Origin of the sequence: Nesterenkonia marinintestina (assembly GCF_025420485.1) — a bacterium.
In the GTDB taxonomy this organism is placed as follows: Bacteria; Actinomycetota; Actinomycetes; order Actinomycetales; family Micrococcaceae; genus Nesterenkonia; species Nesterenkonia marinintestina.
On record NZ_JAOEFD010000001.1, the window covers coordinates 199490 to 217425 of the forward strand.

At 70.1% G+C, this 17936-nt stretch carries 14 protein-coding genes; 3 read left to right on the forward strand and 11 right to left on the reverse strand.

Going from position 1 to position 17936, the window contains the following annotated elements; translation table 11 throughout:
• Positions 1-12: 12 nt before the first annotated feature.
• The 11 genes from secG to uvrA form a co-directional block, all read right to left on the reverse strand.
• Positions 13-264, reverse strand: a complete 252-nt coding sequence (gene secG / locus N7E59_RS00850) for a preprotein translocase subunit SecG (protein ID WP_261623016.1) — start codon at positions 262-264, stop codon at positions 13-15.
• Positions 265-334: 70 nt separating this feature from the next.
• A complete protein-coding gene (tpiA, locus tag N7E59_RS00855; RefSeq protein ID WP_261623017.1) occupies positions 335-1150 on the reverse strand; it encodes a triose-phosphate isomerase in 816 nt (271 codons plus the stop codon).
• 49 nt (positions 1151-1199) lie between these two features.
• A complete protein-coding gene (locus N7E59_RS00860) occupies positions 1200-2426 on the reverse strand; it encodes a phosphoglycerate kinase (RefSeq protein WP_261623018.1) in 1227 nt (408 codons plus the stop codon).
• Positions 2427-2532: 106 nt separating this feature from the next.
• Positions 2533-3537 (reverse strand): type I glyceraldehyde-3-phosphate dehydrogenase, encoded by a 1005-nt coding sequence (gap, locus tag N7E59_RS00865; RefSeq protein WP_261623019.1) that lies wholly within the window; start codon positions 3535-3537, stop codon positions 2533-2535.
• 217 nt (positions 3538-3754) lie between these two features.
• Positions 3755-4387 (reverse strand): superoxide dismutase, encoded by a 633-nt coding sequence (locus N7E59_RS00870; RefSeq protein WP_261623020.1) that lies wholly within the window; start codon positions 4385-4387, stop codon positions 3755-3757.
• Between the two features lie 75 nt (positions 4388-4462).
• Positions 4463-5443, reverse strand: coding sequence for a DNA-binding protein WhiA (whiA, locus tag N7E59_RS00875; protein WP_261623021.1), 981 nt, complete (start codon positions 5441-5443; stop codon positions 4463-4465).
• 112 nt (positions 5444-5555) lie between these two features.
• Positions 5556-6563, reverse strand: coding sequence for a gluconeogenesis factor YvcK family protein (locus N7E59_RS00880; protein ID WP_261623022.1), 1008 nt, complete (start codon positions 6561-6563; stop codon positions 5556-5558).
• Positions 6560-7453: an RNase adapter RapZ gene (gene rapZ / locus N7E59_RS00885; protein WP_261623023.1), complete on the reverse strand. Its 894-nt coding sequence runs from the start codon at positions 7451-7453 to the stop codon at positions 6560-6562. The genes N7E59_RS00880 and rapZ overlap by 4 nt, the downstream gene beginning before the upstream one ends.
• A gap of 11 nt (positions 7454-7464) precedes the next feature.
• The gene (uvrC, locus tag N7E59_RS00890; protein ID WP_261623024.1) at positions 7465-9438 is read right to left on the reverse strand and encodes an excinuclease ABC subunit UvrC; all 1974 of its coding nucleotides are present in this window, start codon (positions 9436-9438) and stop codon (positions 7465-7467) included.
• Positions 9438-10115, reverse strand: a complete 678-nt coding sequence (locus N7E59_RS00895) for a lysophospholipid acyltransferase family protein (protein WP_261623280.1) — start codon at positions 10113-10115, stop codon at positions 9438-9440. The genes uvrC and N7E59_RS00895 overlap by 1 nt, the downstream gene beginning before the upstream one ends.
• A 178-nt stretch (positions 10116-10293) precedes the next feature.
• Complete coding sequence (gene uvrA / locus N7E59_RS00900) at positions 10294-13218, reverse strand: excinuclease ABC subunit UvrA (RefSeq protein ID WP_390904988.1); 2925 nt, start codon at positions 13216-13218, stop codon at positions 10294-10296.
• A 140-nt stretch (positions 13219-13358) separates the two neighbouring features.
• On the opposite strand from uvrA, the gene N7E59_RS00905 reads away from it, so the two are divergent.
• The 3 genes from N7E59_RS00905 to N7E59_RS00915 are packed head-to-tail and all read left to right on the forward strand — an operon-like array spanning position 13359 to position 17934.
• Entirely contained in the window at positions 13359-14036 is a 678-nt protein-coding gene (locus N7E59_RS00905) for an MBL fold metallo-hydrolase (RefSeq protein WP_261623025.1), read from the forward strand.
• Positions 14037-14047: 11 nt separating this feature from the next.
• A complete protein-coding gene (locus N7E59_RS00910; protein ID WP_261623026.1) occupies positions 14048-16621 on the forward strand; it encodes a DEAD/DEAH box helicase in 2574 nt (857 codons plus the stop codon).
• Complete coding sequence (locus N7E59_RS00915; RefSeq protein ID WP_261623027.1) at positions 16618-17934, forward strand: alpha/beta hydrolase; 1317 nt, start codon at positions 16618-16620, stop codon at positions 17932-17934. The genes N7E59_RS00910 and N7E59_RS00915 overlap by 4 nt, the downstream gene beginning before the upstream one ends.
• Positions 17935-17936: the final 2 nt, after the last annotated feature.

The window sequence follows — 17936 nt, forward strand, 5'->3', positions numbered from 1 at the left end:
CGGCCGGGGTGATCAGATGTCGACGTTGACCTGGATGAGCAGGCCCAGCGCGACGACGATGAGCCCCCAGACGATGCCCAGGGTGATGGTGAGCCTGTTGAGGTTCCGCTCGGCCACGCCGGAGGAGCCCAATGACGAGGTGACGCCGCCGCCGAACATGTCGGACATGCCGCCCCCGCGACCCTTGTGCAGCAGGATCAGCAGGATGAGCAGCAGGCTGGTGCCCGCCAGCATGATCTGAAGGGCGAGGGTCAGTGCGTCCACGTCGGCCTTTCTCCGTGGTCCGGAACAGGTGCAGTCTCCCAGGATACCCCGTCGTCGGGGCATCGCGGAGTCACTCGGTGACCAGGTGCTTCTCGAATGCGGCGATGTGGGCGAACTCCTCCGCCTCGAGGCTCGCGCCTCCGACCAGCGCGCCGTCGACGTCGTCGCCCCGCAGGATCGCCGCGACGTTCTTCGACTTCACCGATCCCCCGTACAGGACCCGGACGCCGTCGGCGAACTCCTGGGAGTGCTCCTCGGCCAGGTGCGCCCGGATCTCCGAGGCCATCTCCTGCGCGTCCTCGGGGCCGGCCACCTCCCCGGTGCCGATGGCCCACACGGGCTCGTAGGCGACGACCAGGTGCTCGAGCTCCTCCGCCGTCAGCCCCTCCAGGGCCCCGTCGAGCTGGGCGAGGGTGTGGGCGACGTGGTCCCCGGAGGTACGGACCTCGAGGCCCTCCCCGACGCACAGCACGGGCACGAGCTCGTGACGCAGCGCGGCGCGGAGCTTGCCGTTGAGCAGCTCGTCGGTCTCGCCGTGGACCTCCCGACGCTCCGAGTGGCCGATCAGCACCTGCGAACAGCCCAGGCGGTGCAGGAACCGGCCGGAGACGTCACCGGTGTAGGCCCCGGAGTCCTGGTCCGAGAGGTCCTGTGCGCCGTAGTCGATCTTCAGCCGGTCACCGGCCACCAGAGTCTGGACCCCGCGGAGGTCGGTGAACGGGGGGAACACCGAGACCTGGACCCGCTCGTAGTCGTGTCCGGCGTCGTCCAGGGTCCAGGCGAGCTTCTGGACCAGGGCCACGGCCTGCATGTGGTCCATGTTCATCTTCCAGTTGCCGGCGATCAGCGGCCGGCGGACGAACTGTCCGTCCTTCTGTGCGGTCATCCCTGAGGTCCTCCGTCCCGCGGCGGGCGACGCCGCGTCGAATCCGTCGTCAGCTGTTCAGCGCGTCGATCCCGGGAAGGGCTCTGCCCTCCAGATACTCCAGGCTGGCTCCGCCGCCGGTGGAGATGTGTCCGAATCCGGCCTCGTCGAACCCGAGTCCGCGGACTGCGGCCGCGGAGTCTCCGCCTCCGACCACGGTGAAGCCGTCGGTCTCGGTCAGGGCCCGGGCCACCGCCGCGGTGCCGTGGGAGAACGGCTCGAGTTCGAAGACCCCCATGGGCCCGTTCCAGAACACCGTGTTGGAGTCCACGATCTCCTTGGCGAAGCGTGCCGCGGACTCCGGGCCGATGTCGAGGCCCAGCGCCTGATCGCCGTGGGTCCCGGTCTCCAGAGCGTCGACGGGGAGCACCTCGTGCTCCGCCCCGTCCGAGAACTCGGCGGCCATGACGATGTCCGTCGGAAGGATCAGGCGGCACCCCAGTCGCTGGGCCTCCTGCATGAAGCCGCGCACGGTCTCCACCTCGTCCTCCTCCACCAGGGAGCGGCCGATCCCGTACCCGCGGGCCCTCAGGAAGGTGAACACCATGCCGCCGCCGACCAGCAGGGCGTCGGCACGGGTCATCAGGTTCTCGATGACGGCGAGCTTGTCCGAGACCTTCGATCCGCCGAGGACCACCGTGTACGGCCGCTGCGGCGCCTCGGTGAGTCGCCGCAGGACCTGCAGCTCGTCGCGGACCAGGTCCCCCTGGTACGACGGGAGCTCGGCGGTGATGTCGGCCACCGAGGCGTGCCGACGGTGCACCGCACCGAAGGCGTCGTCGACGTAGGCGCCCCCGCGGGCGGTGAGGTCCGCCAGCTCGCCGGCCAGGGCCCGCCTGTCACCCTCCTCGGAGGAGGTCTCCCGCGGGTCGAAGCGCACATTCTCCAGCAGGAGGATCGAGCCTTCGGACATCCGGTCGCTGTGCGAGCGGGCGTCCTCGCCGACGAGGTCAGAGGCGAAGGCCACCGGCACCTCGGTCAGCTCGGCCATGCGGCGTGCGACCGGAGCCAGCGAGAACCGCGGCTCCGGAGCTCCCTTCGGTCGACCCAGATGGGCGACGACGAGCACCCGCGCTCCGGCCCGGGCCAGCTTCTCGAGCACCGGCAGCGACGCGCGGATGCGTCCGTCGTCGGTGACGACGTCGCCGTCCAGGGGGACGTTGAGGTCGGAGCGGACCAGCACGCGACGTCCGGTGACGCCCTCGGCCAGCAGAGAGTCCAGTGTCTGAGCTGTCATAGGTGCCACACTACCAATCCGGAGGTGGGGAGGACCCCGTCCGTGGGCCGCGGATCGGCGGTGCCGATCCGAGCCCGGACGGGGTCCTCACAGGTTCGCAGCCGGGTCAGAGCTGGGAGCCGATGTGGGCCGCGAGGTCGACCAGTCGGTGGGAGTAGCCGAACTCGTTGTCGTACCAGCCGACGATCTTCACCGTACGCCCGATGACCTTGGTCAGGGGGGCGTCGTAGACCGTCGAATGCGGGTCGCCGATGATGTCGTGGGAGACGATGGGGTCCTCGCTGTAGTGCAGCAGACCCTTCAGCGGTCCCTCTGCGGCACGGCGGAACGCGTCGTTGACCTGCTCGGCGGTCACGCCGTCGGTCTGGACCGTGACGGTCAGGTCCGTGGCGGAGCCGTCGATGACGGGCACCCGCATCGCATAGCCGTCGAGCTTCCCGGCGACCTCGGGGATGACCTCACCGATGGCTGCTGCGGCGCCGGTGGAGGTCGGGATCATCGAGACGGCCGCGGCCCGCGCACGACGGCGGTCCTTGTGGGGCGCATCGTGCAGGCGCTGGTCGCCGGTGTAGGCGTGGACGGTGGTCATCAGACCTTCGACGATGCCGAACTCGTCGGAGAGCACCTTCACCATCGGTGCCAGGCAGTTGGTGGTGCACGAGGCGTTGGAGACCACGTCCATGGTGGAGGCGTCGTAGTCGTCCTCGTTGATCCCCATGACCAGCGTGGCGTCGATCTCCTTGCCCGGGGCCGACAGCACGACCTTCTTCGCCCCGGCCCGCAGGTGGGCCTGCGCATCCGGCCCCCTGTTGAACTTGCCGGTGCACTCGAGCACCACGTCGACGCCGAGCTCGTCCCAGGGCAGGTCGCTCGGGTCCTTCTCATGCGTCATGCGGATGCGGCGCCCGTTCACCACCAGGGCACCCTCCTCGGCCGAGATCTCGCCGTCGAAGCGGCCCATGACCGAGTCGTACTTGGTGAGGAAGGCCAGGTCCTCGACGTCGGTGAGATCGTTGATCGCCACGAGCTCGAGGTCGTCGCGCCGCTCCAGGATCCGGAGCACGGAGCGCCCGATGCGTCCGAAGCCGTTGATTGCGATGGTCGTCGCCATGTCGTCCCTTCCCGGGGTCGCCGTTCGCTTCAGGTGCAGACACCCCCGGAGACGCGTCAGGGATCAGCTCGGGACGCGGACCGAAGCGGTCCGAACCCGGCTGACCCCCAACAACGTCGTTGTCCTCAGGTTGGTCTGCAGAACACTGGATTATGAAGTTCGTAGAGTCCCCATCGTCTCACAGACGGGGCCGTTTCGGCGCGCTCCCGGCGCCCCGTCACGGAGTGACGAGCTTCGCCGCCCCGGCACGTGCCGCGGCCAGCCGCTGAGCCACATCCTCCCAGTTGACGATGTTCCAGAACGCCTTCACGTAGTCGGGCTTGACGTTGAGGTAGTCGAGGTAGAAGGCGTGCTCCCACATGTCGAGCATCAGCAGCGGAGTGGTGGCCACCGGCACACCGTTCTGCTGGTCGTAGAACTGCTCGATGACCAGGTTCCCGCCGATCGGCTCGTAGGCGAGGATCGCCCAGCCCGAACCCTGGATCGTCAGGGCGGTGTTGGTGAACTGGTCCCGGAAGCTCTCGAAGGAGCCGAAGTGCTCGTCGACGGCCGCGGCCAGCTCGCCCTCGGGACGCTCCGGCCCCTCGGGGGACAGGTTCTTCCAGAAGATCGAGTGGTTGGTGTGGCCGCCCAGGTTGAACGCCAGGTCCTTGGCGAGCTTCGGGATGGTGCTGAAGTCGCCCTTCTCCCGGGCCTCAGCCATCTGCTCCAGCGCCGTGTTGGCCCCCTTGACGTAGGTGGCGTGGTGCTTGGAGTGGTGGAGCTCCATGATGCGTCCGGAGATGTGCGGCTCCAGAGCGCCGTAGTCGTAGTCCAGCTCGGGCAGGGTGTACGTGGTCTGCTCAGCCATGGGTGACCTCCTCGTGTCGGGTACCTTCGTCGTTCATCCTATGTGCAGGTCAGGGCAGGGGTGAACCCCGCGACGTCAGTCCTCGACCATCTCCGAGGTGACGCTGGCCTCGGTGCCGGGGACGTCCAGCTCAGCGGCCTTCTTGTCGGCCATCGCCAGCAGTCGGCGGATTCGACCGGCGATGGCGTCCTTGGTCATGGGCGGGTCGGCCAGCCGCCCCAGCTCGTCCAGGGAGGCCTGCCTGTGCCGCAGTCGCAGTTCGCCGGACTGCCGCAGGTGCTCCGGCACGTCCTCCCCCAGGATCTCCAGGGCACGCTCCACGCGGGCCCCCGCGGCCACGGCCGCCTGGGCCGAGCGCCGGAGGTTCGCGTCGTCGAAGTTCGCCAGACGGTTCGCCGTGGCCCGAACCTCCTTGCGCATGCGCCGCTCCTCCCACACCAGGAGGGTCTGATGGGCGCCCATGCGGGTCAGCAGCGCGGCGATGGAGTCGCCGTCGCGGATCACCACACGGTCCACGCTGCGCACTTCGCGGGCCTTCGCGGTCAGTCCGAGCCGGCGCGCCGCACCCACCAGGGCCAGAGCCGCCTCCGGACCGGGACAGGTGACCTCCAGCGACGAGCTGCGGCCGGGCTCGGTGAGTGAGCCGTGGGCCAGGAACGCTCCCCGCCAGGCCGCCACCGCATCGGCCACCGACCCGTTGACCACCGTCGAGGGGAGCCCGCGCACGGGACGTCCGCGGACGTCGAGCAGGCCCGTCTGCCGGGCGAGCGCCTCGCCCTCGCGGACCACGCGGACCACGTACCGGCTGCCCTTCCTCAGACCCGAGCCGGTCACCACGATGATCTCGGAGGAGTGCCCGTAGACTTCGCCGACGGCGGCACGCAGTCGGCGCGCCGTGGCCGCATGGTCCAGCTCGGCCTCGATGACGATCCGCCCGGAGATGATGTGCAGGCCGCCGGCGAACCGGAGCATCGCGGACACCTCGGCCTTCCTTTCGGAGGTCGTGGTGACCTCCTGCCGGGAGAGCTCTTCTTTGACCGATTCGGTCAGGGCCATGGATGTGCGTCCTCGTAGGTCTCGTCGTCGGTGGTCGTGATGTCGTCGTCAGTTCTCGTGCCGTCAGTCTCCGTGCCGTCGGTCCTCGAGCCGCGGCCGCGTGCGGCGCCGGTCAGTCGTCGAAGACCTCGCCGAAGGCGATGGCCAGACGCAGGGGGTCGTGGACCCCCGGCTGATCGTCTCTGCGGATGTGATGGTAGCTGACGCGGCCGCCGAGCGCCCGCGCGGCCTCCTCGAAGGCCGGTCGGTCCGCCTCGCGCAGCGATCCCTCGTCGGCGATGAACCGGTCGATGCGCAGACCCGGTGCGTAGCCGGCGAGCACCTCGAGGTGGTCGGCCGGAGACAGCCCCTCCGTCTCGCCGTCGGCGCCCGCCTCCAGGTTCATCACCACCACTCGTCGGGCCTCGGTGCCCAGCAGCGCGTCACGCATGTCGGCCAGCAGCAGGTGGGGCAGCACGGAGGTGTACCAGGAGCCGGGCCCGAACACGACCCAGTCGCTGAGCTCGATGGCCGACACGGCCTCCGCGCAGGCCTCGGCCTCGGGCGGGTGGATGCGCACGTCGGTGAGCCGTCCGCGGAGACCGGCCCGCGCCAGCTCGTTCTGGGAGTCGATGCGCACCGGTTCACCGTCGTCGGGCGGATGGACCAGCCCGGACATGGTCAGCGGCAGGCGCGACATCGGCAGGACCTGACCGCGCGCACCCAGCAGCGCGCCCGCCCAGCGCAGACCCTCCACGTGGTCCCCGATCAGCTCCCACAGGGCGACGATGAGCAGATTGCCCATCGCGTGGTCGTCCAACGAACCGGACACGCCGTCGCGGGAGGAGAAGCGGTGCTGCATGACCGCCGCCCAGGTGCGGCCCCATTCGGTGTCGTCGCAGAGTGCGGCCAGCGCCATGCGGAGGTCGCCCGGGGGCAGCACGTCCATGTCCTCGCGCAGGCGCCCGGAGGATCCGCCGTCGTCGGCGACGGTGACCACCGCGGTGAGGTGTTCGGCCGCGATGACCCGCAGCGCGGTCAGGGAGGCCGAGAGTCCGTGCCCCCCACCGAGGGCCGTGACTCGGTGGGAGCTCCGCAGGGCCGTCGGCGTCGTCCGCGGGGTGAGCGGATCGATGGTCATTCTCGTCCCAGATCCCGGTGCACGACGTTGACGGTCGCATTGGGCGTCTGCTGCAGGCGGCGGGCGAGCTCCTCCGAGATGGCCACCGAACGGTGCTTGCCGCCGGTGCACCCGACGGCGATGGTCGCGTAGTGCTTGTTCTCGGCCCGGTAGCCCTCCAGCACGGGACGAAGCGCCTCCACGTAGCGGGCGACGAACTCCTCGGCGCCCTCATCCACGAGGACGTAGTCCCGCACGGCGGCGTCCTGACCGGTCAGCGGACGGAGCTCCGGCACCCAGTGGGGGTTGGGGACGAAGCGGACGTCGGCGACGAAGTTCGCGTCGGAGGGCACACCGTACTTGAAGCCGAAGCTCATCACGTTCAGCCGCAGGGTGATGGGGCCGTCGTCGGTGAACAGGTCGGTGACGGCACCTGCCAGGCCGTGGACGTTGAGGTCGGTGGTGTCCAGCACGATGTCGGCGCCGTTGCGGACGTCCCTGAGCGTCTCCCGCTCCGCGGTGATCCCGTCCAGGATGCGTCCCGACCCCTGGAGCGGATGGGGCCGACGGCCCTGTTCGAAACGACGGACCAGCAGCTCGTCGGAGGCGTCGAGGAAGAGCACCCGGTAGCTGATCCCGGCGGTGCGGATCTGTTCCAGGGCGCCCAGGATGTCCGAGTACAGCCCGCGGGAGCGCACGTCGACGACGACCGCCAGCTTCTCCACCGACCCGGGATTCCGGGCGATGAGGTCCATCATCGTGGGGATGAGCTCGGTCGGCATCCCTTCGACGACGTACCAGCCGAGGTCCTCGAGCGCGTGGGCGGCCGTGGTGCGACCGGCTCCGGACATCCCCGTCACGATCAGCAGCTCGTTCTCGGGGGGCTTCACCGGGGTCAGTCCGTCACTCATAGTCATCCAGCCTATCCGTCCCCCCGCAGGTGGTCGAGGATGCGACGAGCCGTCTCCGGCCCGACGCCCGGGACCTCGGCGATGTCCTCCGCCCCGGCCTCACGCAGCCGCGCGACGGAGCCGAAGTGCTGGACGACGGCCGCCCTGCGCGCCGGTCCCAGGCCCGGCACCTCGTCGAGCGCCGAGGCGGTCATCTCCTTGGACCGTCTGGACCGGTGATAGGCGATCGCGTACCGGTGGGCCTCGTCCCTGACCCGCTGGAGCATGTAGAGGGCCTGTGATCCGCGGGGCAGGACCAGGGGGAAGTCGTCGTCGGGGAGCCAGACCTCCTCGAGCCGTTTGGCCAGGCCGATCACGGGGACATCGGTGACGCCCAGATCGTCCAGGGCCCGGTGTGCGGCGGCGACCTGCGGCTGGCCGCCGTCGACGACGACCAGGCTGGGGGGATAGGCGAAGCGGGTCCCCTCCCGGGGGGCGGCGGTGTCCTCCCGCGGCTCGGCGCTGTCCCCGCCGTCCTGCGCCGAGGCCTGTGCCGAGTGCTGTGCAGAGTCCTGCGCCGAGTCCTGTGCCGACTCCAGCTCCGCCTGCTGCTTGAGGTGGCGGGCGAAGCGGCGGGAGACGACGTCGTACATCGCGGCCGTGTCGTCCCGGGTCGCCTCACCGCGCACGGAGAACCGGCGATAGTCGCGGCGGACCGGCAGACCGTCCTCCAGCACCACCATGGAGGCCACCACGTGGGCGCCCGAGGTGTGGGACACGTCGAAGCATTCGATCCTCAGCAGCGGCTCCGGAGCCCCGAGCGCCTCCTGCAGCTCCCGCAGCGCCTGGGAGCGGGTGGTGATGTCGGAGGTCCGGCGAGCCTTGTGCAGGCTCAGCGCCTGCTCGGCGTTCTCCCGGACGGTCCGCAGCAGGGCGGACTTGTCCCCGCGGCGCGGGACGCGCAGATCCACGGCGGCGCCCCTGCGTCGACGGAGCCATGCGGCAACGTCGTCGGAGTCCGTGGGCAGCGCCGGGACCAGGACCTCGCGCGGGATGCGGTCGGTGTCGGAGATCGCTCCGTAGACCTGCAGCAGCAGCTGCTCGACCAGACCGGCCTCGTCGATCTCCTCGACCTTCTCGACCACCCAGCCGCGCTGCCCGCGGATGCGGCCCTGCCGGACGTGGAAGACCTGCACGGCGGCCTCAAGCTCATCGTCCGCCACCGCGAAGACGTCGGCCTCGGTCTCCTCGGAGAGGACCACGGCGTTGCGCTCGAAGACCCGGCGCAGCGCCTCGAGGTCGTCGCGGCGGCGCGCGGCGTCCTCATAGCGCAGCTCGGACACCGCCTCCTTCATCTCCGACTCGAGGCGACGCATCTGCGGACCCGGACGACCGGCCATCACCTCGCAGAACTCCTCGGCGAGACGACGGTGATCCTCCTCCCCGATGCGTCCCACGCAGGGGGCCGAGCACTTGTCGATGTATCCGAGCAGACACGGCCGTCCGGAGGCCTCGGCGCGGCGGAACACTCCGGCGGAGCACGACCGGACTGGGAAGACCCGCAGCATGGTGTCCACGGTCTCGCGGATGGCCTTCGCCGGATGGAACGGCCCGAAGTACCGGACGCCTGGGCGCCTGTCCCCCCGCATCACCTGCACCCGCGGGAACCGCTCGTCCATGGTGACCGCCAGATAGGGGTACGACTTGTCGTCGCGGTACATGATGTTGAACCGCGGTGTGTGCTGCTTGATCCACGTGTACTCCAGCTGGATGGCCTCCAGCTCGGAGCCCACCAGGGTCCACTCCACCGAGGACGCGGCGTGCACCATCGCGTGGGTCTTCGGATGGAGGCCGTCCGGGTCGGCGAAGTAGCTGTTCAGACGCGAGCGCAGGCTCTTGGCCTTGCCCACGTAGACCACCCGGCCGTGCGGATCGATGAACCGGTAGACGCCCGGCCCGGTCGGGACCTCTCCGGGACGGGGGCGATAGCTGCGGGGGTCGGCCATCACCCGCGGTCGTGGGAGCGCGGCGGGGCGTTGTACCCCTCGGCCCGCTCCTGGCCGGACATCGCCGCGACGGCGTCCATGACCCGCCCGGTGGCCTCGCGGCGGACCGGGAGGGGGTGCTTCGGGCCCAGGTGCTCGAAGCGCAGCGGCGCACCGACATGCATCTCGAACCGCGACGGACGGATGGAGTGGGAGTCGGCGGCCTGGAGCTTCTCGGTCCCGACGAGGCCGACCGGCACCACCGGAAGTCCTGTGGCCAGCGCCAGCCAGCCCACACCGTTCTTGCCGCGGTAGAGTCGCCCGTCCCTGCTGCGGGTGCCCTCGGGGTAGATCCCCACGCCGAAGCCGTCCGAGGCGATGCGGCCGAGCTCATAGAGGGCCTCCACCGAGGCCGACTGCTTCTGCCGCTCCACGGGCACCGAGCCCACCGACTCGAAGAACATGCGCATGGCGTGGCCCCGCAGACCGGTTCCGGTGAAGTACTCGGACTTGGCGAAGAAGCTGACCTGGCGCGGGAAGAGCGACTGGATCAGCACCGAGTCGAGGAAGGACAGGTGGTTGCTGGCCACGATGAACCCGCCGTCGGACGGGACGTTGTCCATCCCGGTGATCACCGGCCGGCAGCTGGCCCGCACGAAGGCGGAGAAGCTGCCCCGGACCGCCCCGTGGGTCAGCAGCCGCGTCCGGCGCCGGGCCGCGGACTCGGTCGGCTCTGTGCTCACGGGATCGCTTCTCACGGGATCGGTGCTCTTAGGATCGGTGCTCACAGGATCGCTGCTCACAGGCTCTGTGCTCACGTCGCTGGTGTCCTCACTGCTGCGGGGCTGTTCGGGTCGGTCTCAGTGTATCGCCGCGTCACAGCAGCGGCGCCAGGAAGCGGCCCGTATGGGAGCCGGTCTCGGCGTGCGAGGCCGCCACCTGTTCGGGGGTGCCCTCGGCCACGACCAGGCCTCCTCCGGTCCCACCCTCGGGGCCGAGGTCGATGAGCCAGTCGCAGGACTTCACCACGTCGAGGTTGTGCTCGATGGTGACCACCGTGTTGCCCTTGTCCACCAGACCCTGGAGGACGCCCAGCAGCTTGCGTATGTCCTCGAAGTGCAGCCCGGTCGTCGGCTCGTCGAGGACGTAGATGCTGCGTCCCTTCGACCGCTTCTGCAGCTCGGCCGCCAGCTTCACCCGCTGCGCCTCGCCCCCCGACAGGGTGGTCCCGGACTGTCCCAGGCGGACGTAGCCGAGTCCGACGTCGACCAGGGTGTCGAGGTGTCGGGCGATCGGGGCGAAGGCGGCGAAGAACTCGGCCGCCTCCTCGATGGGCATGTCGAGGACCTCGGCGATGTTCCGCCCCTTGTACTTCACCTCCAGGGTCTCCCGGTTGTACCGGGCCCCGTGGCACACCTCGCAGGGGACGAAGACGTCGGGCAGGAAGTTCATCTCGATCTTCAGGGTGCCGTCCCCCGAGCAGGCCTCGCAGCGCCCTCCCTTGACGTTGAAGGAGAAGCGGCCGGGCATGTAGCCGCGGGTCTTCGCCTCCGTCGTCTCGGCGAACAGCTTCCGCACGTGGTCGAACACCCCGGTGTAGGTGGCCGGATTGGAGCGCGGTGTGCGTCCGATGGGGCTCTGGTCCACATGGATGATCTTGTCGAGGTGGTCGACGCCCTCGATGCGCCGGTGCCTGCCGGGCACCTGCCGAGCGTTGTTGAGCCGATTGGCCAGCGCCCGGTAGAGGATCTCGTTGATCAGCGTCGACTTGCCGGACCCCGAGACCCCGGTGACGCCGACGAGCACTCCCAGCGGGACGTCCACGGTCACATCGCGCAGGTTGTTCTCATAGGCGTCGACGACCCGCAGGCTGCGCCGCGGGTCGATCTCGCGCCGGGTGCGGGGCACCGGGATGAGCCGTCGCCCGGCCAGATAGTCTCCGGTGATCGAGGTCGGATTCTCCCGCAGCGCCTCCACCGAGCCGGAGTGGACGATCCGACCTCCGCGCTCTCCGGCGCCGGGGCCGATGTCGACGACCCAGTCCGCCTCGGCGATGGTGTCCTCGTCGTGCTCGACGACGATGAGGGTGTTGCCCAGGTCCCGCAGCCTCGTCAGCGTGCGGATCAGGCGGGCGTTGTCCCGCTGATGCAGACCGATGGACGGCTCGTCGAGGACGTAGAGCACCCCCACCAGGCCGGCGCCGATCTGCGTGGCCAGACGGATCCTCTGCGCCTCTCCCCCGGAGAGCGTCCCCGCGGCCCGCTCGAGGTTGAGGTAGCCCAGGCCGACGTCGAGCAGGAAGGTCAGCCGGGCCAGGATCTCCTTGAGCACCTGCTCGGCGATCGTCGCGTCGCGGGCGGACAGGGAGATGGTGCGGAAGAACGCGACGATGTCCTCCAGGGGCCATGCCGAGACCTCGGCGATGGACCGGTCCTGGACCAGCACGGAGAGCGAGGCGGGGTTGAGCCGCTGCCCGGCGCAGTCGGGGCAGGCGATCTGACGCATGTACTGCTCGTAGTGGTCCCGGGCGTGGTCGGACTCCGTCTCCTCGTACTTGCGGTGGATATAGGCGACGACGCCTTCGAACCCGGTCGAGTACTTCCGCTCGCGTCCGAACCGGTTGCGGTACTGGACCACGACCTTGTGGTTGCGTCCGTGCAGCAGCGCCTGACGGGCCTTCTTCGGCAGCTCGTACCAGGGGGTCTGCAGGTCGAAGTCCAGCTCCTCGGCCAGGCCCCGGATCAGCCGCTGCCAGTACTCGGCGGTGGCCGCACCCCGATGCCAGGGGGCGATCGCGCCCTGGTCCAGGGTGCGCGTGTCGTCGGGGATGACGAGCTCCTCGTCGACCTCGAGGCGGGAGCCGATCCCCGAGCAGGTCTGGCAGGCGCCGAAGGGTGAGTTGAACGAGAAGGACCGCGGTTCGATCTCGTCGATCGGCAGCGGGTGCTCGTTGGGGCACGCCATGTTCTCGGAGAACGGGCGGAGCTTCGGACCCGTCAGACCCTCCGGCACTCGGTCGGGCTTCTCGGCGGTGCCGTCGGCGGCGAGGTCGACCAGGTCGACGGTCGCCCGGCCCTCGGCCAGCCGCAGCGCGGTCTCCACGGAGTCGGTCAGGCGCTGCCGCATGCCCTCCCGGATCACCAGTCGGTCCACCACGACGTCGATCTGATGCTTGTACTGCTTCTCCAGCACGGGCGGGTCGTTGAGCTGGACGGTCTCGCCGTCGACGACGGCCCGGGAGAAGCCCTCGCCCGCGAGCTCGCGGAAGAGGTCCTTGAACTCGCCCTTGCGGCCGCGCACCACCGGCGCCAGGACCTGGAACCGGGTGCGCTCGGGCAGGGTGAGGATCTGGTCGACGATCTGCTGGGGGGTCTGACGGTCGATCTTCTCTCCGCACTGCGGACAGTGCGGCACCCCGATGCGCGCCCAGAGCAGCCGCAGGTAGTCGTGGATCTCGGTGACCGTGCCCACCGTCGAACGGGGGTTCCGCGAGGTGGACTTCTGGTCGATGGACACCGCGGGAGAGAGCCCCTCGATGAAGTCCACGTCGGGTTTGTCCACCCGGCCCAGGAACATCCGGGCGTATGCCGAGAGGGACTCCACGTAGCGGCGCTGACCCTCGGCGAAGATCGTGTCGAAGGCGAGGGAGGACTTCCCCGAGCCGGAGAGGCCGGTGAAGACGATGAAGGCGTTGCGCGGCAGCTCGACGTCGACGCCGCTGAGGTTGTGCTCACGGGCTCCCTGGACGACGATGCGGTCGGCCTCCGCCGAGCCTCGGCCGCCCGAGGCGGAGGACGTCAAATAGTCGTCCACGGACTGGATCACGGTTTCGGAAGACACGCGCTCCAGTCTAGGCCCGATCGCCGCTCTGCGACGTCGCCGACCAGTCGCCGACTACCGGCCCGTAGCGTCGGCACACGGCAGACCATAGACTGAACCGCATGGCTTCCGAGGGTTCACTCATCCACGACCTCCCCGCGGTGACCGTGAGACGCCTCTCCGTCTCTGAGATGAGCAACAACGTCTACCTGCTCACCTCGAAGAAGACGGGGGTCCAGGTGCTCATCGACGCCGCCGACGACGCCGCGGCGATCCGTTCCATGCTGGCCGAGGCCGAGCAGGACACCCCCTGCGGGCCCCGTCTGGAGGCGGTGCTGACCACCCACCGGCACTGGGACCACATCCGCGCGCTCTCCGCGATCGCCCGCCCCGAGGACGGAGGATCCGTCGACACCTGGGCCGGGGCCGCGGATGCGCAGGCGATCGAGGACGCCGAAGGGGTCGGCATCGACCATCGGCTCGACCACGGCGACGTGGTCACCCACGACGGCATCCGACTCGAGGTCATCGGGCTCCGCGGCCACACCCCCGGATCGGTCGCCTTCGTCCTGGACGTCGAGGACGGGCCCACCCACCTGTTCACCGGCGACTCCCTCTTCCCGGGCGGGGTCGGAAAGACCTGGTCCTCCGAGGACTTCCGCAGCCTCATCGACGACGTCGAGTCCCGCCTCTTCGACCGGTTCCCCGACGACACGGTCGTCCACCCGGGCCACGGCGATCCGACCACCCTCGGCGCCGAGCGCGATGCGCTCCCCCAGTGGCGCGAGCGCGGCTGGTAGTGCCCTCCGCAGTGCTCGCACCGCTGACCGCCCCCGACGGCGGCGCACCGGACGACGAGGTCCTCTTCGAGGGATTCCGCGACTGGGCGTCCGGGCGAGGGATCACGCTCTACCCCGCGCAGGAGGACGCCGCGCTGCACCTGGCCGCGGGCGACCACGTGGTGATGGCCACCCCGACGGGATCCGGAAAGTCGATGGTGGGCGTGGCCGCACACCTCTTCGCCCTGTCCCGCGGGCTCCGCAGCGTCTACACCGCCCCCATCAAAGCGCTGGTCTCGGAGAAGTTCTTCGCGCTGGTCGAGATCTTCGGCGCTGAGCAGGTCGGCATGGTCACCGGGGACTCCTCGGTGAACGCCCACGCGCCGATCATCTGCTGCACCGCCGAGATCCTCGCCAACGAGGCCCTGCGGGACGGCCGGGAGGCCGAGCTGGGCCCGGTGGTCATGGACGAGTTCCACTTCTACGCCGACCCGCAGCGCGGCTGGGCCTGGCAGGTGCCTCTGCTGGAGCTCCCTCAGGCGCAGTTCCTGCTGATGTCGGCCACCCTGGGCGACACCTCACGGTTCGAGCAGCGGATCGCCGCACGCACCGGTCGTGACGTCGTCACCGTCTCCTCGGCGGAACGGCCGGTGCCCCTGGAGTTCGAGTATTCGACCACCCCGCTGCAGCAGAAGCTGGAGCAGCTGGTCGCCGCCGGTCGGGCTCCGGCCTACCTCGTGCACTTCTCCCAGCGGGAGGCCGCCGAGCGCGCGGTCGGACTCGCCTCGCTCAGCGTGGTGGGACCCGAGGAGCGGGAGCGCATCCGGGAGCGTCTGGAGGGCTTCCGCTTCGCCAAGGGGTACGGACGGACCCTGAACCGACTGCTGCGCTCCGGGATCGGGGTCCACCACGCCGGCATGCTGCCGAAGTACCGCCGTCTGGTGGAGCGGCTCGCCCAGGAGGGGCTGCTGAAGGTCATCTGCGGGACGGACACGCTCGGTGTGGGGATCAACGTCCCGATCCGCACCGTGGTCCTCACCGCGCTGAGCAAGTTCGACGGCGAACGCCGTCGCCAGCTCAACGCCCGCGAGTTCCACCAGATCGCCGGGCGCGCGGGACGGGCCGGCTTCGACACCGAGGGCACCGTGGTCGTCCAGGCCCCGGAGCACGTGATCGAGAACGAGCAGGCCCTCGCCAAGGCCCGGGCCAAGCACGGCGACGATGAGAAGAAGGTCTCCCAGGCCATGCGCTCGGCCGGGCGGAGGAAGCCCCCCGAGGGGTTCGTCTCGTGGTCTGACAAGACCTTCGACCGGCTGGTCCACGCCGCGCCGGAACCGATGGTGTCCCGGATGGAGGTCACCTATGCCATGGTGCTGCAGCTGCTGCGGCGCCCAGAGGATCCCATCACGGCGATGCGGCGGATGGTGCGCGGATCCGACGAGACCCCCGCCCGGCAGACCATCCTGCTGCGGCGGGCCCTGCAGATCCTGCGCGAGCTGCTGGCCGCAGGCGTGCTCGAGCGGCTCGACGAGCCCGACGAGGACGGCCGCACCGTGGACCTCACCCTGGATCTGCAGGACGACTTCGCCCTCAACCAGCCGCTGGCGCCGTTCGCCGTCGCCGCCATGGAGCTGCTCGACCCGGACTCCGAGTCCTTCGCCCTCGACGTCGTCTCGGTGGTGGAGTCCATCCTGGAGACCCCGTTCCAGGTCACCGGCGCGCAGGTGAAGAAGCTCAACGGCGAGCGGATCGCCGAGCTGAAGGCCGAAGGCGTGGAGTTCGTGGAGCGGATGCGCATCGTCGACGAGCTCACCCACCCGCAGCCGCTGGCCGAACTGCTGACCCAGCAGTTCGAGGTCTACCGGCAGGCCCATCCGTGGGTGGGCGACCACGAGCTGGCCCCGAAGGCCGTGGTGCGTGACATGGTCGAGCGGGCCTTCAGCTTCGTCGACATGGTCAACCATTACGAGCTGGCCCGCTCCGAGGGGGTGCTGCTGCGGTATCTCACCGACGCCTACAAGGCGCTGCGGCAGACCGTACCCCGGCAGCTGGTGACCGAGGAGCTCGAGGACCTCGTCGAGTGGCTGGGCGAGATGATCCGGCAGACCGACAACTCGCTGCTCGAGGAGTGGGAGCGGCTGTCCTCCGGCGCGGAGGACGCGACCGCCGCCGACCTGGGCCTCAGCTCCGACGACCCCGGAGAGCCTGAGGGCGTCACGTCCAACCGGAGGGCGTTCCGTGTCATGGTGCGCAACGCCATGTTCCTGCGCGCCGAGCTCTTCGCCGATGAGAGGGAGTCCCGCCTCGAGGAGCTCGACGGGGAGGACTCCGGCTGGGACGCCGCACGGTGGGGTGCGGCCATGGACGCGTTCTTCGAGATCTACGACGACGTCTACGTCGACGCCCAGGCGCGCGGCCCCGGCCTCATCCGCATCGACGAGGCACCGCCGGAGGCTCCCGGCTTCTGGCGTGCGGTGCAGGTCCTCGACGACTCCGCGGGCAACCATGACTGGGGCGTGCACGCCTGGATCGACCTGACGGCCTCGGACGAGCTGGGCGCCCCGGCGGTGACCATCGACCATGTGGGAGATCTGAAGGACGCATGACTGGGACGACGCTGACCGACGGCGCACTGATGGACGGCACGCGGATGTTCGAGCATCGGATCTCCGTCCCCCTGGACTGGCGTCGGGCCGACGATCCGGAGGCCGAGCGGATCGAGGTCTTCGCCCGCGAGTTCGTCGGCCGCGACCCGGAGGCGCCGCTGCTGCTCTTCCTGCAGGGCGGCCCCGGCGGCAAGGGGGTCCGTGCCGCACGCCTGCCCGGCTGGATGGGCGAGGCCCTTCGGCGATTCCGGATCGTGATGCTCGATCAGCGGGGCACCGGGCTCTCCGCACCCCTGACGGCTCGGACGGTGGCCGCCCGCGGCGACGTCGCCGAGCAGGTCGCCCATCTGCGCAGGTTCCGCGCCGATTCCATCGTGCGCGACGCCGAAGCGCTGCGGCGGTCGATGGGTGCGGCCTCGTGGTCGGTCCTCGGCCAGAGCTACGGCGGGTTCTGCCTGCTCACCTATCTCTCCCTGGCCCCCGAGTCAGTGGACCGGGCGCTGTTCACCGGCGGCCTGCCGCCGATCGACGGTCACGCCGATCGGGTCTACCGGGCCACCTACCGCAGGATGGCCGCCCGCAACGCCGAGCACTTCGCCCGGTTCCCCGCCGACCGACGGCGACTCGACGACGTCGTCGCCCATGTCCGTGATCGCACGGCCTCCGGTCGTCCCGAACGGCTGCCCGACGGATCGGCCCTGACCGTGCCGCGGCTGCAGATGCTGGGGATGGCCCTGGGAGGGAACACCCGGGCCGACAGCCTGCACTTCCTGCTCGAAGAGGCGTTCTCCGAGGGCTCCGGGGCGCTCTCCGACACGTTCCTCGCCGGGGTGCACGAACGGCTCAGCTTCCGCGCGAACCCCATGTATGCGGTCATGCACGAGTCCATCTACGGACAGCCCGCCGAGGCCACCGACGGCCGAGGGGCGACGGACTGGGCGGCCGAGAGGGTCCGGGACGAGTTCGAGGAGTTCTCCCCGAGAGCCGCCTCTCCCCTACTGACCGGTGAGATGATCCTGCGCGAGCACATCACTGAGGATCCGGCCCTGGCCCCGCTGGCCGAGACGGCCGAGGCTCTGGCGGCCGTCGACGACTGGGAGCCCCTCTACGACGCCGACCGGCTGGGCCGGAACTCGGTCCCCGCCGCGGCCGCGGTCTACACCGAGGACGTCTACGTCGACCGCGACCTCTCCCTGGCGACGGCCGCGCGCGTGGCCGGACTCTCGGTCTGGGAGACCGACCAGTTCCACCACGACGGCCTCGGAGACGACGGAGCGCGCATCCTTCGGGAGCTGCTGCGCCGCACCGACTGACC